Origin of the sequence: Paenibacillus segetis (assembly GCF_014639155.1) — a bacterium.
GTDB classification, from domain to species: domain Bacteria; phylum Bacillota; class Bacilli; order Paenibacillales; family Paenibacillaceae; genus Fontibacillus; species Fontibacillus segetis.
Genome location: NZ_BMFT01000001.1, coordinates 2,245,871 through 2,269,335 on the forward strand (window position 1 = coordinate 2,245,871; position 23,465 = coordinate 2,269,335).

20 protein-coding genes are annotated in these 23,465 nt (G+C 40.8%); 3 read left to right on the plus strand and 17 right to left on the minus strand.

What is annotated here, in order from left to right; genetic code table 11:
* Positions 1-29: 29 nt before the first annotated feature.
* The 7 genes from IEW05_RS10485 to IEW05_RS10515 form a co-directional block, all read right to left on the minus strand.
* On the minus strand, positions 30-560 hold the full coding sequence (locus tag IEW05_RS10485; RefSeq protein ID WP_188538424.1) for an HXXEE domain-containing protein: 531 nt from the start codon (positions 558-560) through the stop codon (positions 30-32).
* Positions 550-1,215, minus strand: a complete 666-nt coding sequence (locus IEW05_RS10490) for a VOC family protein (protein WP_188538426.1) — start codon at positions 1,213-1,215, stop codon at positions 550-552. Before IEW05_RS10490 ends, IEW05_RS10485 begins: the two co-directional genes overlap by 11 nt.
* A gap of 21 nt (positions 1,216-1,236) precedes the next feature.
* The gene (locus IEW05_RS10495; protein ID WP_188538428.1) at positions 1,237-1,623 is read right to left on the minus strand and encodes a hypothetical protein; all 387 of its coding nucleotides are present in this window, start codon (positions 1,621-1,623) and stop codon (positions 1,237-1,239) included.
* Between the two features lie 50 nt (positions 1,624-1,673).
* The gene (locus IEW05_RS10500; protein WP_188538430.1) at positions 1,674-2,408 is read right to left on the minus strand and encodes a hypothetical protein; all 735 of its coding nucleotides are present in this window, start codon (positions 2,406-2,408) and stop codon (positions 1,674-1,676) included.
* Between the two features lie 156 nt (positions 2,409-2,564).
* The gene (locus tag IEW05_RS10505; protein ID WP_188538432.1) at positions 2,565-3,437 is read right to left on the minus strand and encodes a GNAT family N-acetyltransferase; all 873 of its coding nucleotides are present in this window, start codon (positions 3,435-3,437) and stop codon (positions 2,565-2,567) included.
* Positions 3,438-3,556: 119 nt separating this feature from the next.
* A complete protein-coding gene (locus IEW05_RS10510; RefSeq protein ID WP_188538434.1) occupies positions 3,557-5,251 on the minus strand; it encodes a M3 family oligoendopeptidase in 1,695 nt (564 codons plus the stop codon).
* Positions 5,252-5,463: 212 nt separating this feature from the next.
* The gene (locus IEW05_RS10515) at positions 5,464-7,437 is read right to left on the minus strand and encodes an ATP-dependent DNA helicase (protein WP_188538438.1); all 1,974 of its coding nucleotides are present in this window, start codon (positions 7,435-7,437) and stop codon (positions 5,464-5,466) included.
* A gap of 244 nt (positions 7,438-7,681) precedes the next feature.
* Between IEW05_RS10515 and aspA the strand changes: the two genes are divergently transcribed.
* A complete protein-coding gene (aspA, locus tag IEW05_RS10520; protein ID WP_188538440.1) occupies positions 7,682-9,091 on the plus strand; it encodes an aspartate ammonia-lyase in 1,410 nt (469 codons plus the stop codon).
* 143 nt (positions 9,092-9,234) lie between these two features.
* On the opposite strand, the gene IEW05_RS10525 is transcribed toward aspA, so the two are convergent.
* Positions 9,235-10,929 carry a M3 family oligoendopeptidase gene (locus IEW05_RS10525; protein WP_188540816.1) on the minus strand — a complete coding sequence of 565 codons (1,695 nt, stop codon included), beginning with the start codon at positions 10,927-10,929 and terminating at the stop codon, positions 9,235-9,237.
* A 277-nt stretch (positions 10,930-11,206) separates the two neighbouring features.
* Between IEW05_RS10525 and IEW05_RS10530 the strand changes: the two genes are divergently transcribed.
* A complete protein-coding gene (locus tag IEW05_RS10530; protein ID WP_308420398.1) occupies positions 11,207-11,995 on the plus strand; it encodes an alpha/beta hydrolase family protein in 789 nt (262 codons plus the stop codon).
* Here IEW05_RS10530 and IEW05_RS10535 read toward each other — a convergent pair.
* The 8 genes from IEW05_RS10535 to pdhA all read right to left on the minus strand — a co-directional run bounded on the left by IEW05_RS10535 (position 11,974) and on the right by pdhA (position 21,622).
* Positions 11,974-13,167, minus strand: a complete 1,194-nt coding sequence (locus IEW05_RS10535; RefSeq protein WP_188538444.1) for a Ger(x)C family spore germination protein — start codon at positions 13,165-13,167, stop codon at positions 11,974-11,976. The genes IEW05_RS10530 and IEW05_RS10535 overlap by 22 nt on opposite strands.
* The gene (locus IEW05_RS10540) at positions 13,160-14,266 is read right to left on the minus strand and encodes a spore germination protein (RefSeq protein WP_188538446.1); all 1,107 of its coding nucleotides are present in this window, start codon (positions 14,264-14,266) and stop codon (positions 13,160-13,162) included. The genes IEW05_RS10535 and IEW05_RS10540 overlap by 8 nt, the downstream gene beginning before the upstream one ends.
* Before the next feature lie 22 nt (positions 14,267-14,288).
* Positions 14,289-15,974 carry a spore germination protein gene (locus IEW05_RS10545; RefSeq protein ID WP_188538448.1) on the minus strand — a complete coding sequence of 562 codons (1,686 nt, stop codon included), beginning with the start codon at positions 15,972-15,974 and terminating at the stop codon, positions 14,289-14,291.
* A 184-nt stretch (positions 15,975-16,158) separates the two neighbouring features.
* Positions 16,159-16,578, minus strand: a complete 420-nt coding sequence (locus tag IEW05_RS10550; protein ID WP_188538450.1) for a hypothetical protein — start codon at positions 16,576-16,578, stop codon at positions 16,159-16,161.
* 181 nt (positions 16,579-16,759) lie between these two features.
* Positions 16,760-18,175 carry a dihydrolipoyl dehydrogenase gene (gene lpdA / locus IEW05_RS10555; RefSeq protein ID WP_188538452.1) on the minus strand — a complete coding sequence of 472 codons (1,416 nt, stop codon included), beginning with the start codon at positions 18,173-18,175 and terminating at the stop codon, positions 16,760-16,762.
* 4 nt (positions 18,176-18,179) lie between these two features.
* Positions 18,180-19,490 (minus strand): dihydrolipoamide acetyltransferase family protein, encoded by a 1,311-nt coding sequence (locus tag IEW05_RS10560; RefSeq protein WP_188538454.1) that lies wholly within the window; start codon positions 19,488-19,490, stop codon positions 18,180-18,182.
* A gap of 27 nt (positions 19,491-19,517) precedes the next feature.
* The gene (locus tag IEW05_RS10565; RefSeq protein WP_188538456.1) at positions 19,518-20,495 is read right to left on the minus strand and encodes an alpha-ketoacid dehydrogenase subunit beta; all 978 of its coding nucleotides are present in this window, start codon (positions 20,493-20,495) and stop codon (positions 19,518-19,520) included.
* A 59-nt stretch (positions 20,496-20,554) separates the two neighbouring features.
* The gene (gene pdhA, locus IEW05_RS10570; protein WP_188538458.1) at positions 20,555-21,622 is read right to left on the minus strand and encodes a pyruvate dehydrogenase (acetyl-transferring) E1 component subunit alpha; all 1,068 of its coding nucleotides are present in this window, start codon (positions 21,620-21,622) and stop codon (positions 20,555-20,557) included.
* A 254-nt stretch (positions 21,623-21,876) separates the two neighbouring features.
* On the opposite strand from pdhA, the gene IEW05_RS10575 reads away from it, so the two are divergent.
* A complete protein-coding gene (locus tag IEW05_RS10575; RefSeq protein ID WP_188538459.1) occupies positions 21,877-22,605 on the plus strand; it encodes an alpha/beta hydrolase in 729 nt (242 codons plus the stop codon).
* 96 nt (positions 22,606-22,701) lie between these two features.
* Here IEW05_RS10575 and IEW05_RS10580 read toward each other — a convergent pair whose 3' ends face one another.
* A complete protein-coding gene (locus tag IEW05_RS10580) occupies positions 22,702-23,343 on the minus strand; it encodes a trimeric intracellular cation channel family protein (RefSeq protein WP_188538461.1) in 642 nt (213 codons plus the stop codon).
* Between the last annotated feature and the right edge of the window lie 122 nt (positions 23,344-23,465).

Here is a 23,465-nt window from a genome sequence, read left to right on the forward strand (position 1 = left end):
GCATACTCATAAATAATTATAACCGACTCCTATTCACGTAACGCCATTTTCCCTAATTTATGTCCTAACAAGACTATAGGAAGCAATATCAATCCTGTTGGTGCATAATAAAGTACTTCCTTTAGCGAGACAAGCCCATCATTGATCATTCTATAGAACAAATATAAAGAGTATGGCAAAGTAAAGAGCAGAGCAGTTACTACTCCGGGCGTATAGGCTCTGAGAAGAATGGACTGACCTAAATGTGTAAATACATGAACAAGTAATAGTGCATTAAACCCGATAAACAACAAGTAGTTTTGCTGCTCGACAGCCAAGTATGTAACAGGTATAAAAACAATAAACTCTAAGGCAACAGCTACTGCGAATTGTGCTGAAGTTACCTCAGACATGTTCTTTACTAGCCTACGTGCTGGCGCAGGGATCCTCTCGTTAATTCTAGGATAATTCCTCTTCATCCAATACTCCACAAATATAATTTCTTCGAAATCATGAATCATAAAAACAGCTAGAAATAACCACATAACAGAATGAATCGTAATGAATGGGTCATTGATCACTCTGTATTACATCTCCTTTTGCAAATCTTAAGATACCTATATCTTTTATAGATACTTCTACTGGGTAGAACTTGGCTTTCTTGTGATTGGAGAAATACCATTCCCGATCCTTCTTGACCACAATCAAAAGCCCATGCTCGTCTCCAAGTGGAACAAAACTATCACTACCTTCTTTCCATTTCGGTATCATCATCGTATTCAATTTCTGGACAAGTGGTACGACCTCATCCGCAACAATCCCAACTTCACTAATACAAATGAAATCCTTAGCAGAAAATGAATGAGTAACTCCATTCTTCAAATGATGACGCGCGATAAATTCTACAATATTCCCACTAGGATCTTCACAATAGATCGAATCAGCGTTCCATGATTCAAAGAATACCTCATCAGAGCCATCTTCACTGATCAGAGGAACTCTGGAAGAGACCCAATCTTTTACCTCACGAAACTTATTATCTGGAACATTAATCGCAAAGTGATAAGAGGGTTCGTCATATAGATTTGTTGTCTTAAAAGTTAAGTTAGTAGACCCAATTTTCACTACAAAGTGTTCTATTTCATCTTCCAACAGTTCACATTCAACGATAGAGGTATAAAACGTCTTCATTTCATGAAGCTTACTGGTCAGTAAAGTTACTTGATCAATATACATTTTCAGTCCCCCCCAAGTAGTCTAATTCAAGTGTATTCCAAAAAATATATAACTATCCTGTATTGTTCTTGGATTAAAATCTAATTGTTCTCTAGGTATTCCATGAATTAATCCATATTGAATCACTTCAGACCATGTATTGGGATCCATTCTGACTTGAAATACTTGATCTTGATATACCACAACGACTTCATTGTCATGGAAGAAATGATTATACCAACAATCAATATTAGCATCAATCATATTAACTTGGAGTTCAGAGATCGTTTCAAGAAATTGCTGCTCTTTAACCCTCACAAACAAAAAATCCCAGGTACCCACATGTTTATGTGCCACGATATCCAATACATCAGCACTATTGTGATCCTTGAGTGATTGTTTAATTACAATCCCATAATAGTCTTCCATTGTTATTTTTCCCTTCGCTGAATGATGTTGAACTCCACTGAGACCCTCTACTATTTTTCAACAAACTGTGATCCATCGTATGTATACATTTTCACTGTTGTTATTGGCTCCCCTTTAACCGTGACTGCGTCATCCTCCAATTCACTGCGAGTTTGCCATGCATATAAAATATCATTCACTACTTGGAAGCTACCCGCAATAACATAGTAACTGCCACCTAACATCGCATTCATTTCTTTCAAAGTACCTTGCCAAACTTCCACAAGCTCCCCATGTTGAATGTCCATCAGGTGCGCTATTCGAACACTAATTCCTGAGCCACCAGTCATCTCCACAACCTCAAACAACTGCTTCTCGCCTACCTCGATCGGAGCACCAAAATCCAACGACGCTACCTTCCAACCTTTCTCGGCTAATAACTGATATTTACCAGGAGATGTTTTATCAAAAATATAGAAAACTCCAAGATGAACTCCACCATTAATCGCAGCTACAAGTTCCGGTTCATTATCGCCGTCTAGATCAACTTCCAGGTAGGAGAGTCCATTCCAATAATCCTCCCCATCAATTCCTTGTTTCCGAATCAAATCCTTCACTTGCTCTAGAGACAAAGCCTCGCTGGATTGTTGTTTCTCTACATTTACAGCTGTTGGTTGGGTCTGGTTCAGTACGTTTTCATTAGATGGCTCGGACGTATCCTCATTAATCAAATTCATTACGCCGATGGTAACGAGGACACAAACCAATAGAACGACAAATTGCATCACTCTCTTATTCCAACTCATATTCACTTCAACCCTTTCGAGTCCTTGTATTATTACACAAAAAAACCAACTCGTCCTTCTACTACTGACATTGTACCAGTAGAGTCATCTGACTTGGTTTTGTTTTTGTCATATTTTAGTATAAATAATTTAGTCCTTGTTTTGTTCATTGCTCCATCATTTATCCAACTGCTGCACCATTAGCACCTGTTCCATGTATACGTTAAAATCCAATTGCTTAAGTAATTCAATTAACAGGTTATTTGAAGCACGAATATTATGCGCATTACGTTTACAGGACAAGGTTGGCTGCCAAATTTCACACAATGTGGCCTTCATAATATCTTCCTTATCCTTGCGATTAGGCGCTACTTCACATCGAATAAGTGTAATTCCTGTCAGTTTACCGAATGAGTCAAATGACCGCCGAAATAGCCCATAACCAACCGCCACCTGTCCATCGTACACGACAACACTTTCGCCATCCTTAAGACTCGGTAATTGAGCTTGCCAAACCTCACCCGGGTTGTAGAACGATAATGATCCAGCTTCTATTGCCAACCCCTTCTTCACCGCAAATGAATGTGCAGACCAATCAGTCATTTCTAACTTCTGTTCGTTCGATAATAAAACAAGCCGATCCATTAGCTCATAATTCATGGTTTCATATAACCGGATCGCCGACTCATTTGTGCTAATCGCTTCCAAATAGGCGTATTCCACCGAAAGTCCTTCGTTGATCTCTTGGTTCTTTGCCATCATAGCTGAGCCGATCCGTTTACCACGAAAAGCTGGAACTACCGCAGTTCCTCCATTCCATGCAATTTTCTTACCTGAAAACTCACGGAATCCCTCCATAACGATACCTGCTTGCTCACCTTCTACATAACATGCAAACGAGTGTTCAAGCGATAATCCTTCACTAACTGTTCGCGCAATAAAACGATCCAGACTCATCGAGGCATTTACTATGTAACCTTCGAACGCTTTGTTCCAAAGTTCAGATACTTCCTTTAAAGGTAGTTCACTGAGTGGTTTATAGGTAATCATATGGATCCTCCTCCTATTCTGATGAAGCAAATAATCCAATCTTTTTTACAAAAGACAGACACCTGTGATAATCTCCAGATGCCTGTCATTATAGGTTATGCTATGCAATTGTGCTGTTACTAGAGAACCGTGTCGTCAACACTGTCTAACCAGCTCTCAATACTACCGATAACCGATGTGACACAGCCATCTTCAAACGGTGAGATCAATCCCGCCACCTTAACTAGCTCAGTAAAGGACTTGCTTCCACCTTGACGGCAAAGGTGCAAATAATCTGACCAAGCAGCCGTACGATCCTCGTGCATCTTCTTCCAGAATTGGAACGCACAAATTTGAGCAAGTGTGTAATCAATATAGTAGAATGGCGTACTGAAGATATGCCCTTGCTTCTGCCAGAAGGCACCTTGTTCTAAGTAATCATTGTCAGCATAATCACGATGCGGCAAATACTTACGTTCAATATTGCGCCATGCTGCCTTCCGCTCGGCTGGTGTAGCATCTGGATTGCTATATACAAAATGCTGGAATTCATCGACCGTCACACCATAAGGTATGAAGATCAAGGCACTTGCTAGATGATCAAAGCGATATTTATCCGCGTCTTCCTTGAAGAAGAGATCCATCCAAGGCCAAGTGAAGAATTCCATGCTCATGGAATGAATTTCACATGCTTCATAGGTTGGGAAGCTGTATTCAGGCACCTTGAAGCTTCTGCTCTCATACACTTGGAATGCGTGACCTGCTTCATGCGTCAAGACATCAATGTCTCCTGAAGTTCCGTTAAAGTTAGAGAAAATAAACGGGGCCTCATGTTCACTGATATAAGTACAGTACCCGCCACTTTGTTTCCCTTTCTTGCTAACGAGATCCATGAGCTCGTTGTCTTGCATAAAGGTGAAGAACTCGTTAGTCTCTGGAGACAACTCTGCGTACATCTTCTCCCCGTTCTTCACGATCCATTCCGGATCACCCTTCGGCGTTGCATTACCTGACTTAAAGCTGATGTTCTCATCATAATAGAGCAATTGATCCACGCCAATCCGATTACGTTGACGTTCCTTCAGCTTCGTCGTAACTGGAACGATATATTTCTGCACTTGATCGCGGAAATTGGACACCATCTCGGCATTATAATCCGTACGGGACATTCTAGCGTAACCAAGTTCAACAAAGTTATTATAACCGAGTTTCTTTGCCATCTTCGTCCGCACTTTAACCATATCGTCGTAAATACGATCGAATTTGTCCTCATTTTCGGACATGAATCCAGTTCTTGCCTCTTCAGCTCTCTTCCGAGTATCACGATCAGTAGATTGCGAAAAAGGTGTCAATTGAGATAAGGTGCGCTCTTCGCCTTCAAATTGAATCTTCGCAGATGCAATGAGCTGCGTGTATTCCGTTTGCAGCTTATTCTCCAATTGTAAATCCTCAATAATTTCTGGACTGAACGTTTTGAGCGACAATTCAGCAAGTTGGAATAGTTGAGTACCCCATTTTTTCTCTAATTCGGTTCTAAATGTCGATTGTACTAATGCCTTATAATAATCGTTTATGTATTCTTGAACAACCGGTCCAAACTCGTCAAAATAATCATTCTCAGCCTTGTAGAAATCGTCTGTCGTATCAATGGAATGACGGATACTTGCGATGGTTTGCATCGTATCGAACTCACTACGCAGTTTATTAATGTTAGTCATAGCAATGTCCTGCTCTTCATAGCTACTCGCGGAATTAAATGCAGCAAGTAACTCTTTAAATTTCAATTCGAAAGCTTTAACATCTGGACGTTCATAGCTATATTCCGTGTATTTCATCTGTTTATCTGTCCTCTCTCAAATCAAAATACAATTCTATCTAACCATTATATGCCACTAAAATAAAAAATTCTATCCTATGGTCAATTAATTAGTTTGAACAGATAACGGTCCCTCTACATCGTCGGTGCAAAAAACGTCCCTCTTCAGCAATGAAAGAGAGACGTTAATTACAATATTATACATAGGTAATTCCTAACTTTATATCCATCCTATTGTCTACTCACATCTAATGTTATTTCCTCCACCTCAACACCATGAGGTAACAACGCAAGGATCTTCTCTTTCACTGCGATATCCTTCATTTCTTCACCGAAAATAGTCACGACTCCTTGATCTTCACGAGTCCGGATCAACCGTCCGATCCCTTGCTTGAAACGAAGCAGCATGTGTGGCATGTCCACATCTGCAAAAGGAGACAGCGTATCTTTCCGCTTAGCCGCAAAGACAGGATCATTTGAAGGGAATGGTAATGACCAGATCATCACATGTGAGAGGGATGGTCCAGGCACATCCAGTCCTTCCCATAAGGTGACCGCACATAAAATACTCGCCTCATCATTTTGAAAACTTGAAATAAGGTGGCTAATTTCACCTGTACCCTCAAAGATAAATCGGAAAGCCGAAGCTACTTGCTCTAGGAGAATATCCTGCCTAAACTGCTCCATCTCCTCACGTGAAGGGAACAGAATAAGCGCTCTACCTTCGGACTGATGTAATAGATCTAACGCCAGCTGCATTTTTTCCACTTTATGATTATTCGTGACTAGCTTCGGTAGTACAACCTTCATCTTCTCTTGATATTCATATGGAGAGTCCACCGAAAAAGAAAGGTAATTTGAAATTCCTAAACTGTCTGCAATGTAAGTAAAGTCTCCGTTTAAGGAAAGTGTCGCTGAAGAAAAGACGATCGGCATCCGTTTGGAGAACACACGTTCTTCTAACACCTCTTTGACCAATTTCGGCATGATCACTAAATGAATGCCATCCTGACTCTCTTCAACCCATGAAATGAGACGATCTGGGTTCACAAACAAACCTAAAGCAAGATGGATCATCTCCAGATGCTCTTCAACGATCTTAAGCTGGTACTCATCCAATGAATAAAGCCCACTCTCGAACACCAATTCCTCTTCGACGATAGCAATCGTGTCCCGGAATCGGTTCACTTCTCGTAGCAAGTCATCATTTAGTATAATTTCTCGACGATCCGATGCAGGAACCTTGTGACTATGCTTTTCCAATGAGTGGAACATTTGTTCGCTTTGCGATATTGCATCTTCAATGGCGACGGCTAAAGACTCCCGCACTTCCCCTTCAAGCAAGCGAATAATGATACTTTCAAATACAGCATGCTTCAATTTGTAAGTGAGCGCGCTTTGTGCAGCGGTCTCTAACAAGTGGCCTTCATCGAAGACTACTGAGCTGTGCTCTGGTAACAATGGAAGTTGACCTTCTCTTTTTCTCGCCTCATAAGTCCATATGTGTTCCATATAGAAATCGTGAGAGCAAATAATGAGATCAGTCGACTTCCGGTAATGTTCACGGGAAAGCGTCTGCCCACAACGGTGCCGTCTACTGCACACCATACAATCTTGAAAAACGTCCCAGCCTAATTTACCCCATTGTTCATCATTTAGATTGGGATAATCCTTACGGTTCCCATAAGGGTAAAAAGCTTGCATCGTATCCGGAGAGTGAACAAAACTTGGAAGCCCTCGGTAGATTTCATGAGAAACTTCGTCGTCTTCTTGATTATTCAGGCTTGTTCTAAAATCATCCAGCTTATTTAAACAGAGATATTGATCTGGAGATTTGCCGAGTCTAGCATCAATGGTGAAATCAAGATGCTTGGCCAACTTAGCGATATCCCCTTCTGGCTTCACTAACTGTTCGATCAACGATTCATCCGCACAAGCAATCACGGCTGGTTTCCGGGTATATCGTGCATAACAGATCGCGTAAAGCAAATAAACCATCGTTTTCCCCGTTCCCACTCCCGCTTCCGCAAAGATGGTTTGCTTCTCGTTATAAGCTCGTTCCAATTGAAATGCCATATATATTTGTTCATCCCGCAGTTCAAGTCCAGCCTCAGGAAGCTTCTCATAAAAAACATCCGCAATCCAATCGCTGGCTTGCTGTACAAACGGTTGTTTCGGGTCAAATGTAAAAGGATAGTTATTCAATACGTCTTGCCTCCAATTTCATATCCAAACTGCAAATTCCAAACCCTTATTATAACGCATGAAAAAGGATTACGCGAATAGATTCTTCAAACGGAGACTATGATCTTCTCATCACTTTCATCCTGAAATATCACCATCGACTGGCTATGTGCTTCTTCAAGGAAGTATAATGGTAATATCATCATAGAGAATGCGCTTTCAATTCAATTTTTTTCAATATATTACTCGCGGAGGAATTGATATCATGAGAGTAGAACAAGATTTTCTTGGTACTAAAGACGTTCCAGATGAAGCATATTATGGTATCCAGACTATGCGTGCAGCAGAAAACTTTCCAATTACAGGGCAACGTATTCACCCCGAGTTGATCCGTGCCTTGGCCATGGTCAAAAAAGGGGCGGCTATCGCGAACATGGAAAGTAAAAGACTCCTCCCTGACAAAGGTAATGCAATTATCCAGGCAGCAGATGAAATTATAGGAGGTAAATGGTTTGATCAATTTATTATAGATCCCATTCAAGGTGGGGCTGGCACGTCAATCAATATGAATGCCAATGAAGTCATAGCTAATCGCGCCCTTGAGTTAATCGGTATGAAAAAAGGAAGTTATGAAGATATCAATCCAAACAATCATGTTAACATGGCACAGTCCACAAACGACTCCTTCCCATCAGCAGTACATATAGCGGTATTAATCATGATTGAGAAGCTTCTTGCAACAATGAAAGACTTGCATAAAGCACTCAGCGATAAAGCAGAACAGTTTGATAGTGTAATCAAAATGGGACGTACTCACTTGCAGGATGCCGTACCTATCCGTCTGGGACAGGAATTCCAAGCGTATGCGCGTGTTCTAGAGAGAGACATTAAGCGGGTAAGAAATACGAAAGATAATCTACTCATAATTAATATGGGTGCAACAGCCGTCGGTACTGGATTAAATGCAAACGTACACTATATTCAGCGAATTACGGAAATTCTTGCAGAACTAAGTAATTTTCCATTAGAGCCAGCCCATCATCTCGTAGATGCAACACAGAACACGGATGCATATACTGAAGTCTCAGCCGCACTTAAAATCTGCATGTTGAATATGTCGAAGGTAGCCAATGATATCCGGCTGATGGCTTCTGGTCCTCGGACTGGATTAGGAGAGCTTATTCTCCCCTCCCGTCAGCCAGGCTCATCCATTATGCCCGGAAAAGTGAATCCCGTTATGTGTGAGGTCATCAATCAGATTGCTTTTCAAGTCATGGGTAACGATCATACCATTTGCCTGGCATCAGAGGCAGGGCAACTAGAACTTAACGTCATGGAACCCGTTATGGTCTACAACTTATTACAATCCCTCGAAATAATGAATCAAGGCTTTCGGGTTTTCAGGGAGCATTGTATCGAAGGGATCCAGGCGAACATAGACCGATGTCAAGAATATGTGGAGAACAGTGTAGGTATTATTACTGCGCTAAATCCACACCTGGGTTATGAGGTGGTATCACGAATCGCTCGTGAGGCGATCAAGACAGGTCAATCGGTTCGTTCTCTATGTTTACTGTACAATGTCCTTACAGAAGAAGAACTAAACATCATTCTCGATCCTTATCAAATGACGAATCCCGGTATAGCGGGTGAAGCACTCTTGCAGAAACAGTGAAATGCTCCACGCTTGGAGAAGTTGATTAGATATTTATCCATACAAACTCAAATAGCAGTCTGAACCAGAATATCTGTTTCAGGCTGCTATAATATTGTTCAACATTATTTATGTTTAGTTGGATACTTCCATCATGCAGCGTTTTAAAGAGCCGTATCATCCACACAATCAAGCCAGCTCTCGATACTACCTATTACAGATCTTACGCACCCATCCTCAAATGGTGAGATCAGACCTGCTTCTTTAACCAATTCAGTAAAAGACAAACTTCCACCTTGACGGCAAAGATGCAAATATTGTGCCCATGCTGCAGTATGGTCCTCGTGCATCTTCTTCCAGAATTGGAATGCACATATCTGAGCAAGAGTATAGTCAATATAATAAAATGGTGCCGTGAAAATATGACTTTGCTTGTGCCAGAAAGCTCCTTGCTCTAAATAATCATTCTCCGCATAATTGCGAGTTGGAATATATTTTTTCTCAATATCACGCCATGCCTTCTTCCGCTCTGCAGGTGTAATGTCTGGATTTGCATAGACGAAATGTTGGAATTCATCAACCGATACACCATATGGAATGAAGGTCAAGGCACTGGCCAGATGTTTAAAACGGTATTTATCCGCATCTTCCTTGAAGAAGAGCTCCATCCAAGGCCAGGTGAAGAATTCCATACTCATCGAATGAATTTCAGCTGCGTCACTGCTTGGAAACAAGTATTCTGGAACTTGGAAATTTCTGCTCTCATACGCTTGGAAGGCATGACCTGCTTCATGTGTTAAGACATCAATGTCTGCAGAAGTACCATTAAAGTTGGAGAAAATAAAAGGAGCTCCTTGTTCAAATAAAAAGGTACAGTAGCCACCAAATTGCTTACCTTGTTTACTTTCGAGATCCATCAGCTCATGATTCTGCATAAAAGAGAAGAACTCATTCGTTTCCTCAGATAACTCAGCATACATTTTTGCCCCATTTGCTACGATCCAATCGGGATCACCCTTCGGCACTGCATTACCAGACTTAAAACTAAAATTCTCATCGTAATAGAGAAACTGATCTACTCCAATCCGGTTCCGCTGACGTTCCTTCAACTTTGCTATGACGGGAACGATGTATTGATGAACCTGATCACGGAAATTCGCTACCATCGCTGCGTTATAATCCGTCCGTAACATTCTCGCATAACCAACTTCAATAAAATTGCTATAACCGAGCTTCTGTGCGATCTTCGTTCGTACCTTGACCAGATCATCGTAGATTCGGTCAAACTCCTCTTCGTTGTCTGCCATAAAACCGGTTCTTGCTTCCTCTGCTCGTTTCCGAACATCACGATCCTTTGCCTCGGCGAATGGAAGTATCTGAGCGATTGTTCGCTCCTCACCTTCAAAGAGAATTTTTGCTGATGCTATAAGCTGTAAGTATTCAGTTTGTAACTTGTTCTCCAGCTGTAAATCCTCAATTATCTCAGGGCTAAATGTCTTTAAAGAAAGCTCAGCCAATTGAAATAGTTGCCTACCCCATTTCTTCTCCAAATCCATTCTATACTTGGAACCTACTAATGCTCGATAATATTCATTATTAAATTCTTCAAAGTAAGGAATTACTTCATCAAAATAATTTTTCTCCGTCTTATAGTATTCATCATTTGTATTCATAGTATGGCGAATGTAAACGATGCTCTGCATGGTGATAAACCCAGTACGAAGTTCATTAATACCCGTCATGGCTAGATCCTGTTCTTCATAGCTACTCGCTGAGGTAAACGAGTTAAGCTGTTCTTTAAACTTAAGTTCGAAATTTTTAATCTCTGGACGTTCATAGTGATATTCGCTAAATTTCATCATGTGCACCTGTCCTCTCTCAATTGAAAATCCATCTCTATTCATCCATTATATGCCATGTCATAGATTATATCTTTAAGCATGTGAGTAGGAATCAGTCTAAAGATGGATTGCTTATAAGTCCTAAGGACATACTTATGTCGACAATGATACAATCAAGGGACTAAATAAAACAAAAAGTTGAGGACATGACATCATGATGTTTCATATCACTTATATATCAGATGGGCTAAAGGTAAAGGGATATCTGTGTTTGCCGCATGGATTCGAACTCCCTATGTCGGATTTGCAAACATGGATAGAATCGCACTATTCTTCAACAGAATTACCCATAACACAGATCGCGAGCTCGATTAAACCAAACAAACAAGATATCAGAGTACAAAAGTGGCCTGTGCTTATATATTGCCGTGGTGGTATTGGAAGAGTCGGAAGCGTCAAGACACATTGGCTTGAGCAGTTTGCCAATTATGGACATATCATCTTTGCTCCTTCATATCGTGGGACAGAAGGTGGTGAAGGGCGCGATGAATTCGGCGGACAAGATCAAGAGGATGTCCTTGCTGGTTATCGACTGTTAACAAGTCTACCCTTTGTTGATGCCAATAGAATATCCGTAATGGGCTTCTCGAGAGGTTCAATTAATGCGACCTTAACGGTAGTAAATCAACCTCAGGTTAACAGTTGTATCTTCTGGAGTGGTGTATCTGACTTAGCTCAAACTTATGATGAACGTATCGACTTGCGCAAAATGCTCAAACGAGTCATCGGTGGATCGCCCATGAAGACTCCAGATTCTTACGTAGCTCGTTCCCCCATTGCCATGGCTGAGCAAATCCACTGTCCTGTGCTTGTCATTCATGGAACAGGAGATAATCAAGTGAACTTCAGCCATGGATTACAAATGAGGAACAAACTCCAAGAACTTGGTGCTGATGTCACGTTCCATCCTTATGAAGGACTTGGACATCATTTCCCTACAGATATTCATAATCGAGCTATTGAGCGAATGTATTCCTGGATAAACCAGTTCTCGACATCACCTCACTTCGCTGACGAACCATAGTCTGTAATATTTAATTTCACATCGTACGTAATTTCAGATTTACTAAAAGTCTCGTCCCAATCCTCTTTGACCTTTTTCCAAACCTGAGGGTGTTGTATTCGTAATCGATCACGGAATCCTGCAACATCAACACGGTATTCTGCTTGCAACTTGTGAATCACCTTATGGATCATATTGTTTAATTCTTCTTCGAAATATTGTGTTGTTTCCTTCAAATATTGGGAATCCGTGGGATACTGTGAAGTATTCCAATTCTCAATTAATCGACCTTCCGATTTGATATTCACATGAAAAGAGATATCGTCCCCCTCTACAATGGATTTAGTCTTAGTGTTTGCAGTTTTAATTTCATAAGCTAGAACCTGTCCCGACTTATCGTAAGTTTTTATTACTCCACCCTTGACTGTACCCATGATCCAAGACAACGCTTCAACATCGTGCTCACTTAATGCTCCAATATATTGATTCGTTTTTCCTTTAATAATTCCAGCACCAGAAAGTTCAACATTCCCTTTAGAGGAAATCACATTTTGCAGCATATAGCTTGATTTGGAGTTCATTATTCCATCTAATTTCGTAAGGTTCATAGGTGGTAATATTTTATTGGTTTTAGCTAGATTATCAATCAAACTTTTAAGATGAAATGCCGGGACCTCTCCTGGTTCATTCGTAAGAAGAGTATCTCTTGCTTTCTCCTTACTTATTAGTACATCACAACTAGGTCTGATATCGTTATCACGTAAAATATATTTTAACAACTTTTCTAAACTCATTTTTTGTAAAAGATCTGTGGAGACCACAATAACTTTCAAATGATGTCCAATAATATTACGATGCTTAATCAGCGTAAACTGACTCATGATTTGAAAGCCCGAGTCTCCTGTTTCCGTAACGTTCGTAAACTTCGTAGGAGCAGAACTCCCCGGTTGTTGTCCTTTCCCCCCACTCTGTTCAGGTATAAGTTGAATCGTTGAAGTAATCTTATTTTTTTTGGGATAACCCCCCCCCTCTTCAGCTAATTCTTGTTCTACCTGTGATTCTTCACCAACATCCATTGCTAAACCTACATTAACACTCAGATTATCAATTTCCTTACTGCTCCAGCACCCATTTAAGCTGAGCAATAAAATAATGGGAAATAATAAAGATACATGGCGCTTAATGCTATTCATTTTGCTCCACAGCTCCCTTTTTGAAGACTTTTGACATGAGGAGAAGGATTATGGAGACCAAGCCAACCAAATAGATTGAAATATTACCTATAAAATCACCAAACTCAAAAAGTTCATTCACATTTTTGGGTAACATGGCAACAAGAAAAATGATCGGTAACAAGAGGTACATTATGGGTTTAATTTTTTTATTCATAATTTGCGACAGACCTAAAGAGGCGGTATAATGACAGATCGAAAATGTCGAAAATATTTGCATAATCCAAATTACAAGTAAGAAAAATTCAAATCTTTCAAATAGTAGACCCGCGATTTCGAAACTTCGCATGAGATCAAGTGTTGGCCAAGTACTTCTAACGACCCCATCAATAGACATTGCACCAATAACCATAATAATAGTTACTATATACAAAAATATAGGGATACCTGTACCTATAACCATAGCTTTTACACCATCTTTAGGTTGTTGCATTTTCGCAGTGACAATCAGCATGACCTCATAACCTGCATATACAAGAATTGTTGACTTCAAACCTCTGATAACAGGAAGGATTCCATCCCCTAACACAGGGCGTAAATTATCAATATCAAATATTTTGTAGCTCAAAGCCATAGAAAATATAAACACAACAAATGTAATCGGTAATATAATCTCAAACAAACGAGCGATCGGATTAATTCCACCCGAAGCTAAATATAGTCCAATCCACATGAAGAACATAATAATCGCCCATAACGGAGTGCCTTCAAGCAAATAGAGCATGGTTACTTCAGCCATCACTCTGATCTCAAAAGCTGATAAACACATAAAATATAGGACCATCAATATCCCTAATAAATGACCAATCCAGCTCCCCACAATCTTTTTACCGAATTGAAAAAACGTTTCACCCGGAAATTGCTGACAAAGCTTCACGATACATATTCCAACGAGCATGATGATTAATCCACCCAATACAACAGTTATCCAACCATCTGGAGTCTTCATTTCCTCTGCTAATGTTCTTGGAAGAGTAAGAATCCCAGATCCCAGCATAAAGTTACTAACGATGACTATCGCCTGTGTCGTTGTTAGCTTTTCATCTGTTCGGACAAACATAGAATTCTCCTCCTTCACACTCCTATTTTTTGCGGTCAGAATCCTTAGTCTTCATCATCTGCGGTCTTTGTTTCATTACCCTAAAGGGCATACGTAATATAAAGTCCTTCCAATCACTAAATCGATAGGACGTTACTGGGCTTAAGTAGGGAACACCAAAACTTTTGAGCTTTACTAAATGACTACTGAGTAATAAGAAGAACAGAACCGTCCCATAAATCCCAAACATAGCTGCACAAAACATTGCCGCAAACCGTAATACACGAAGCGTTATTCCCGCACTATACGTAGGAATTGCAAATGAAGAAATGGCAGTTACGGCAACAACAATTACAAGAAATGGGCTGACTAAACCTGCATTTACAGCTGCATCACCAATGATTAGACCACCTACGATGCCCATTGCAGGACCGATTGGCTTCGGTAATCGGACTCCCGCCTCTCGGAGAATTTCAATCGCTATTTCCATAATTAATGCTTCAATGAGCGATGGAAAAGGTACACCTTGTCTTGCTTCAATAATCGTTATGACTAATTTTGTAGGTATTAAGCCTGGTTGAAAAGAAATAAACGAGATATACAAGGCAGGTGCGAACAGGGCGAAAAAAGTAGCGATGTATCGTAAAATTCTTAAGAGTGAACCTGGTATCCATCTTTCATAATAGTCCTCAGGGGACTGTATCAACATACTAAAGGTAACGGGTACAATCAGTGCAAACGGACTTCCGTCCAGCAAGATAGCTACTCGACCCTCCAACAATGCACTGATGACCCGATCTGGTCGCTCGGTGTTTTGCACTTGTTGAAACGGACTTAAACTATTATCCTCAATTAATTGTTCTACATAACCTGACTCTGCTAAATAATCCATGTTGATCGATTCTATTCGGCGTTGAACCTCCTTCACTAAATCTGAGTTAGCTATATCGCTTACATAAGCAATGACAAGGTCTTTCTTTACCCTTGTCCCTACTTCGAATTTGGTCAGTTGTAAGCATTCATTCTTACCATGTCTTCTTAATAAGGCAGTATTATCACTTAGAACTTCAGTGAACCCTTCACGCGGACCTCTTAACAATCCTTCAGATAACGGTTCTTCTATACTACGAGATTTCCCTTTCGCTGTTCCTAGAAGCAATACTTCTGCTATCCCATCAACCAAGAGTGCCGTAGAACCCATCAATATTTCCGTAACTACTTCCTCTAAGTTAAGAGTCTCCCTTATCTGACTAACAGGAAGCATTTTATTCATTAGGTTCGTTTTGGTCATCTTCGTGTCACCAGAAGAATTCTCTATTCCTTCAATATCATCAATCATCAACGGTTCCAGCACTTGAAACTCAATCAGATCTTTATCATAAAGTCCTTCGATATATATAACTGCTGCTCGTTTATCGGTGCCCCCAATCATAAACTCTCTAAAATGCACATCACAATTAGTGCCTATTCTTTGTTTAATAACAGCTAGGTCTGCTTCATAGTTTCCCATTATAAATGGATTAGCTTTAGCTTCTTCTGTATCCTTGTTATTTCTAGCTGAATTCTCTTCAGATTTATTCTCTGACTTTGTATTTTGTGAAATTTGCGAACCCATAGTAGATTGAAGCTTGTTGGCTATGACATAAATAACTATAGGAACGATCAATATCACTATCGCTTGTAAAAAAACCTGCCAATCCGGAATATAAGAAACCACCATTTGCCACATGTTCATCATCCCAACAACTTTCTAGCTAGAATTTTAAAAGATCAATATATGCCATGAGTACCTGTAGTGTTTCCAAAACTGTCCAAATCATACGAAGCGGCCTACTCAAAAAAATAACAAAAAAGCCCCCATTCGTCGGTAGTTAACCGAATCGAATAAGCGCTCAAATTTACTGCTCCAATAACTAAAATTCCCTTCCAAACCTCTCTTCAAATTCCTTGTTTATGATCTTTAATAGATCCGCATTAGGTTCGTAATAGGTGTTATTCACTGCATTTGGTATAAAATCCAGCTTAACTTCTTCTTGCTCATAAAATATTATTCGATAAATATACCCGGTGCGACCTTCTTGGTTCTTATCCGGAATCAATACTAGATCCTTAATATTAGAAATAAATGTCTGTATTTCCGCTTTATCTTGAATAGACTTCCTATAACCAGTTGAACCATCGACCAATTCTATCTTATCTACATTCATAATACTCCCTGAATACTCCTGAGCAACTGTTGTGGATCGTAATACATTAACGGTTTCAGATACTGAATTACAGGCCATTAAACCAGTCATAAGTATCATAGAAATCATAATTTTAAAAAGTTTCATCCCACTTCACTTCCCTTCAGGAATTTCCATGAACAAGAATTACCCATTATTATACTAAAGAATTTACCTCCCACGTATTGAATCAGACAAAAAAAGAAGGCAAGACCGTGTTCCGGTCTTGCCTCAAAAGTATACTTAGGAGATCCTGTCCTTAGGAGAAACAGGAGATAAAACGTATTAATTAACGGGAGATGACGTGAATTGGATGACCTTCAACCAATTCAGCAGTTTCCATTACAATCTCACCAAGAGTTGGGTGAGCATGAATTGTAAGGGAAACATCTTCAAGTGTTGCACCCATTTCAACCGCAAGACCAAGTTCTGCGATCAAGTTGGAAGCTTCAATACCAACAATTTGTGCTCCAAGAACAACATGGTTGTCGGCATTAGCTACAATTTTGATGAAGCCTTCAGGAGCATTCAAGGAAACAGCACGGCCATTACCCGCAAATGGGAATTTACCAGCTTTCACTTTGAAGCCTTTTTCCTTCGCTTCTTTCTCCGTGTAACCAACACTTGAAACTTCAGGATCCGTGAAGCATACAGCAGGCATACCTTTGTAGTCAACAACGGATGGAAGTCCGGAAATAGCTTCAGCAGCTACTTTACCTTCGTAAGAAGCTTTATGAGCAAGTGCCAAACCAGGAACGATATCGCCAATAGCGAAGATGTTCGGGTTGCTAGTACGACCTTGATGATCGACTTTAACCAATCCACGGTCTGTCAATTCTACTCCAGCTAGATCAAGACCAAGGTCACCGTCAGTGTTAGGACGACGACCAACCGTTACGAGCAAGTAATCTGCAGTAACTTCTTTGGTTTCACCTTTTACTGTATATTTCACTGTTACGTTCTTATCGGTTTGCTCAGCGCTCTCCGCTTTAGCGTCAGTAACGATTTCTACACCAGTCTTCTCCATGTTCTTCGCAACAAGACGAGTCATATCCTTATCGAAACCAGGAAGAACCATATCCGCGCCTTCGATGATCGTTACTTTTGTACCGAATTTGGAGAACATTTGACCAAGCTCAGCGCCGATATAACCGCCACCGATTACAACAAGGCTACTTGGAATTTCTTGCAATTCCAATGCTTCTGTGGACGACAAGATGCGACCGCCAAATGGGAAAGCTTTAAGTTCGATTGGACGGGAACCTGTTGCCAATATGCAATGTTTGAAACGGTAACGTGGTGATTCGTGATCGTTGAACGCACGAGCTTCATTTTCGTTGATGAACATCACTTCGCCGTTGAAGACTTCTACTTTATTACCTTTAAGCAGACCGCCAACACCTTGGGTCATTTTTTGAACAACACCGTTTTTGAAAGCTTGTGTTTTTGTGAAATCAACTTTTACATTCTCAGCTGAAATACCGAAAGCATCGCCATGTTGAGCATTCTCATATTGGTGAGCTGCCGAGATCAAAGCTTTGGAAGGAATACATCCACGGTTCAAGCACACACCGCCGAGTTCTGATTTATCTACGATAATAACCTTTTGGCCTAGTTGGGCGGCACGAATAGCCGCCACGTATCCACCAGGACCTGCACCAACAACCAATGTATCAATATCTAGAGAAGCATCTCCTACTACCATGTTGTTACACCTCCATAACTAGAAGCTCTGGGTTACCAAGCAACTGTTTAATGTAGTTCATAAAGTTTTGTGCTGTTGCACCATCGATCAGACGGTGGTCAAAGCTTAGTGACAATGCCATAACTGGAGCCACAACGATTTCACCATTCTTCACAACTGGTTTCTCGCTGATACGGCCTGTTCCAAGAATAGCCACTTCAGGATAGTTAATGATTGGAGTAAAGAACATACCGCCAGCAGAACCGATATTCGAGATCGAAATCGTGCTACCCTTCATTTCGTTAGCGGACAGCTTACCCTCACGGCCACGAAGTGCCAAGTCACTGATAGCATCAGCGATCATCCAGATGCTCTTACGGTCAGCGTCTTTGATAACTGGAACGATCAAGCCGTTATCCGTATCTGTTGCAATACCGATATCATAATGCTTCTTGTAGACGATTTCGTTGTTAACTTCGTCAATCGAAGCGTTAAGTGCTGGGAATTTACGTGAAGCTGCAACCAATGCCTTAACGATAAATGGCAAGTAAGTAACCTTAGTGCCTTTTTTCTCAGCGATTGGTTTCATGCGAGTACGGAATGCAACCAACTCAGTTACGTCAACTTCGTCCATAATCGTAACGTGAGGAGCTGTGTATGCCGATTTAACCATCGCGTTAGAGATCGCTTTACGGATACCTTTGAATGGTACGCGTTCTTCGTCAGTTCCAGCAGGGATCGCTGTAGGTGCGCTAGCTGCAGGAGCTGCTTGTGCACTAGTTGCATCAGCTGTTGCTGCTGCAGGAGCTGCTACGCTGCCACCATTTTTGAATGCTTCAACATCTTCGCGAGTTACTTTGCCAGCATTACCTGTACCCTTAACTTGAGCGATATCTACACCTTGTTCGCGTGCAAATTTACGTACGCTTGGTGTTGCAAGTACTTCGTGATTTGGAGCAGCAGGAGCTGCTGTATCATTTGCGCCACCTTGCTTAGCATCAGACGGGCTGTCAGCAGCTGGGGAATCCTTCGTGTCAGCTCCACCTTGTGCAGCGTCAGATTCTGGAGTTGCACCTTCTTGCTCAGGAATTTCTCCTTCTGCGTCGATAACAGCAACAACTTGGCCAACGCGGAAAATCGCACCGTCAGTACCAAACACCTCTGTTACAGTACCGTTAACTGGACAAGGAACCTCAATTACCGCCTTGTCATTTTGTACTTCCATTACGATATCATCATCAGTTACTTTATCTCCTGCTTTGATGTGCATTTTGATAATTTCGCCTTCATGCAATCCTTCACCAAGTTCAGGGAATCGATATTCAAACTTTGCCACTTATAGGACCTCCTAGATTGTATTTACTTAGAAATTAAGAACTTTATTAACAGCCGCGATTACACGGGCTGGTGATGGGAGCCATTGATCTTCAATTTGTGCAAATGGATATACTGTATCTGGACCAGCAACCCGAAGTACAGGAGCTTCCAAATGTAAGATAGCTTCTTCATTGATTTGAGCGATGATTTCTGCAGCCAAACCAGCGGATTTCTGAGCTTCTTGTACCACGATCGCACGATTTGTTTTCTTAATAGAGTTAACAATCGTTTCGATATCCAGTGGAACAAGCGTACGAAGATCGATAACCTCAGCTTTGATGCCGCTTTTTTCTAATTCTTCAGCTGCTTTCACCGATGTATGAACCATCATGCCGTAAGTAATGATCGTAACGTCAGAACCTTCACGTACCACATTAGCTTTACCAAGCTCAACCGTATATTCCCCTTCAGGAACTTCAGCACGGAATGCATGGTATAGATTAAGATGTTCCATGAAGAAGACAGGGTCATTGTCGCGAATCGCGGAAATCATCAAACCTTTGGCATCATAAGGATTAGATGGGATAACCAATTTGATCCCTGGAGTTTGAGCGATCAAACCTTCCAAAGAGTCGGTATGCAATTCAGCAGCTTTAACGCCGCCACCAAATGGAGTACGGAATACGATTGGTGCATTATAACGTCCACCAGAACGGAAACGTAGACGAGCTGCTTGCACTAGAATTTGATCCAATGCTTCAAAGATAAAACCAACAAATTGAATTTCAGCAATTGGACGGAATCCTTGAATCCCAAGACCAAGTGCCATACCACCAATCGCAGATTCTGCTAGCGGTGTATCGAAGACACGTTCCTCACCGAATTCTTTTTGTAGACCTTCTGTTACGCGGAATACACCACCAACATTACCCACGTCTTCGCCGAAAATTACTACATTCTTATCTCTTTCTAGTTCCACGCGCATTGCATCGCGGATTGCTTCTTTTAAGTTCATTTGTGCCATTGCTTCATATCCTCCTCATTAGAACAATCGACTTGCTATCATTTATAAACGCATCGTTATTATTGGAAATCGGCTTTTTGCTCTTCAAGATGTTTAGGTGTTGTTTCAAACATACTATCGATCAAACCAGCAACCGTCATTTTCTCGGTTTTTTCTGCTTTTTTGATTTCTTCATTTACTTTTGCTTTTGCTTCTTCTTTTACGCGTACTGTATCTTCTTCAGTCCATAGACCTTTTTTCTCCAAATACTTAGCAAGACGAGCAATCGGATCTTTTTCACTCCATTGTCCCTCTTCTTCTTTTGTACGATATTTTGAAGTATCATCAGAAAGGGAATGCGGACGGAAACGATAAGTTACCGCTTCAATCAATGTAGCTCCTTCGCCGTTACGAGCGCGTTCAGCAGCTTCTTGGACAGCATGAATTACTGCAAATACGTCCATTCCGTCAATCTTCACACCACGGATACCTGCTGCTACTGCTTTATGTGCAATAGATAGTGCAGCCGTTTGTTTTGAGAAAGGAGTCGTAATTGCATAACCGTTGTTTTGTACGAAGAAAATAGTAGGCAACTTATACACACCAGCATAGTTCAATGCTTCATAAAAATCGCCTTCAGAAGATCCACCGTCACCGGTATATGTGATAGCTACATGTTTTTGTTTCTTCAATTTATAACCCATAGCGATACCCATTGCATGTAGAACCTGAGCACCGATAATAATTTGCGGCATAAGTACGTTAACACCTTCAGGGATTTCACCACCGTGTTGATGACCACGGGAATATAGGAATGCTTGATACAATGGAAGACCGTGCCATACGAGTTGTGGCATATCGCGGTAACCTGGGCAAATAAAATCTTCTTTGTCCAACGCGAATTCACTACCTACCATGGTTGCTTCTTGTCCGGATACCGGAGCATAAAATCCTAAACGACCTTGACGACCGAGGTTAATAGCACGTTCGTCCCAAGTACGGGTAAATACCATACGATACATTAATTCTTTCAATTGATCATCAGTTAATTTAGGGGCGTATTCTTTATTTACAATTTCACCATCCGGCGAAAGTACGGACAACGTCTCGACTTCCTCCGTGTATACTTCATAAGGAATCTTACTCATTTTCTTCACCTCGACAAATAATTTGATTATCATGTACCTCTGTTATAGAATTATTATACAACTGTTTCACTCATTAAGTCAAAGATATTGGTCATATTTCCTCAATTTATTTATTTTTGTTTGTATAACAGTGCCTGATATTTAGTATAACAGTTTGGTGTTTGATGGATTACCTACCAAAACTTTTACACTCTTTTTACACTTATTTCAGTACTTAAATTATAAATTTAAAGAACAAGGAGCGTGTTATAGTCATGACAGATTCGCGATATTTAAAACGAACCATAGTTAAAGAGGAAATACACAGTAAGTACTTAGGAGAGAGCCGTTTTTTAAGAATTTATCTACCTCCAGGCTATAACGAGATTCTTAGTTATCCTGTTGTATATTGCCAAGACGGGGAAGAGTTTTTCAATTTCGGGCGGATTGCCACCCACGCCAACAGGTTGATATTAGATGAAGGAATTGATCCCTTCATTATAGTCGGCGTAGAAGTTGATACATCTGTACGAACCTCTGAGTACGCTCCTTTTGGCGAACGGTTTGAGGCCTATACGTCCAGTTTCGTCGAAGAGATTATTCCCTTTGTTGAACGTAATTATCCGGTTCGATGTGAGCCTAATGAAAGAATACTCGCGGGTGATTCACTAGGTGGGACAGTTTCTTTGCACCTCGCAATGAAAAACCCGCAACTGTTTTCCAAAATCATCAGTTTATCCGGTGCATATTACGAACCCTCACTGCAGCTGCTTGCTGCTGAACAGGATTTATCACATCTCTCATTGTTTATGATCGTCGGTTTACAGGAAGATCATTATACAACAGACACTGGAACTTACAATTTTGTGGAATTGAATCGCAAGGCTAAATTGCTACTTGAGGAGCGTGGAGCCAAAGTTCTCTACTTCGAGAAAGACGGCAAACATCTATGGGGTTTTTGGCAACTAGAGCTCCCAAACGCCCTGATCCATTTTTTGAAATAACAAGATAAAAAGAATATACAAACATTGTTCGCGCTTTCAATTCCATTGTTATAAAGAAGAGTGATGTTCAACCTTCGCTCTTCTTTCATTATACCATTATGATATATCAACTTTTTGCTCTGAATCAACAATCCCTGTTTTAAGCGAACGTCTGGGCAATTTCCATTTATAGTGAACGGATAACATTCGAAAGAATACAACGAGCACAAACAACAGAGTTAATTCAAGGGTAGAACTAATAATGCTAAGACCCACAGCAAGTCCCGCTAACATCGCCCATACCGCGTATATCTCATCCCGAAGCACGAGCGGCTTACGTCCTGCCAATAAGTCCCTAATAATTCCACCGCCAATTCCTGTTAGAACGGCAGCGACTAGAACAGCACTAAGTGGATGCTTCATATTTGTGGCGTATAATGCACCCTGGATCGCAAAAGCGGATAAGCCTATCGCATCAAAGAACGCTTCTGTTCTTTTCCAATGCCTGATCCAAGACAATGGTAGAATAAATGAAACAAAGATCGATAGGACAGCTAGAATAATGAGATCGCCTTGGCCCCATAATGTCGTCACCGGAACACCGATAAGTACATTACGAATTATTCCTCCACCAAAAGCAGTCACAAGTCCCAGTACGAGCACGCCCAAAATATCATATTCTTCTTCCATCGCCACAAAAGCTCCTGACATAGCAAACGCAATTGTACCAATTATGCTAAAAATGTCGAATATGTGCATGTATTTAGTTCTCCCCTACCCTCTCTTTCGCCCTCTTCTTTCTGCATCCATTGTAGTCCCGTGAGATTAAATTGTGCAAGCCTGAAATCTGCACTATACTGAACAAAACGATGAAGTTTCTG

Excerpts from the sequence above, each read along its gene's own strand:
- pdhA (WP_188538458.1), bottom strand. The coding sequence starts at position 21,622 with ATGAGTAAGATTCCTTATGAAGTATACACGGAGGAAGTCGAGACGTTG.
- IEW05_RS10565 (WP_188538456.1), bottom strand. The coding sequence starts at position 20,495 with ATGGCACAAATGAACTTAAAAGAAGCAATCCGCGATGCAATGCGCGTG.
- aspA (WP_188538440.1), top strand. The coding sequence starts at position 7,682 with ATGAGAGTAGAACAAGATTTTCTTGGTACTAAAGACGTTCCAGATGAA.
- IEW05_RS10525 (WP_188540816.1), bottom strand. The coding sequence starts at position 10,929 with ATGAAATTTAGCGAATATCACTATGAACGTCCAGAGATTAAAAATTTC.
- IEW05_RS10575 (WP_188538459.1), top strand. The coding sequence starts at position 21,877 with ATGACAGATTCGCGATATTTAAAACGAACCATAGTTAAAGAGGAAATA.
- IEW05_RS10535 (WP_188538444.1), bottom strand. The coding sequence starts at position 13,167 with ATGAATAGCATTAAGCGCCATGTATCTTTATTATTTCCCATTATTTTA.
- IEW05_RS10540 (WP_188538446.1), bottom strand. The coding sequence starts at position 14,266 with ATGTTTGTCCGAACAGATGAAAAGCTAACAACGACACAGGCGATAGTC.
- IEW05_RS10580 (WP_188538461.1), bottom strand. The coding sequence starts at position 23,343 with ATGCACATATTCGACATTTTTAGCATAATTGGTACAATTGCGTTTGCT.
- IEW05_RS10550 (WP_188538450.1), bottom strand. The coding sequence starts at position 16,578 with ATGAAACTTTTTAAAATTATGATTTCTATGATACTTATGACTGGTTTA.
- IEW05_RS10490 (WP_188538426.1), bottom strand. The coding sequence starts at position 1,215 with ATGTATATTGATCAAGTAACTTTACTGACCAGTAAGCTTCATGAAATG.
- IEW05_RS10505 (WP_188538432.1), bottom strand. The coding sequence starts at position 3,437 with ATGATTACCTATAAACCACTCAGTGAACTACCTTTAAAGGAAGTATCT.
- IEW05_RS10510 (WP_188538434.1), bottom strand. The coding sequence starts at position 5,251 with ATGAAATACACGGAATATAGCTATGAACGTCCAGATGTTAAAGCTTTC.
- lpdA (WP_188538452.1), bottom strand. The coding sequence starts at position 18,175 with ATGGTAGTAGGAGATGCTTCTCTAGATATTGATACATTGGTTGTTGGT.
- IEW05_RS10545 (WP_188538448.1), bottom strand. The coding sequence starts at position 15,974 with ATGTGGCAAATGGTGGTTTCTTATATTCCGGATTGGCAGGTTTTTTTA.
- IEW05_RS10500 (WP_188538430.1), bottom strand. The coding sequence starts at position 2,408 with ATGAGTTGGAATAAGAGAGTGATGCAATTTGTCGTTCTATTGGTTTGT.
- IEW05_RS10495 (WP_188538428.1), bottom strand. The coding sequence starts at position 1,623 with ATGGAAGACTATTATGGGATTGTAATTAAACAATCACTCAAGGATCAC.
- IEW05_RS10530 (WP_308420398.1), top strand. The coding sequence starts at position 11,207 with ATGTCGGATTTGCAAACATGGATAGAATCGCACTATTCTTCAACAGAA.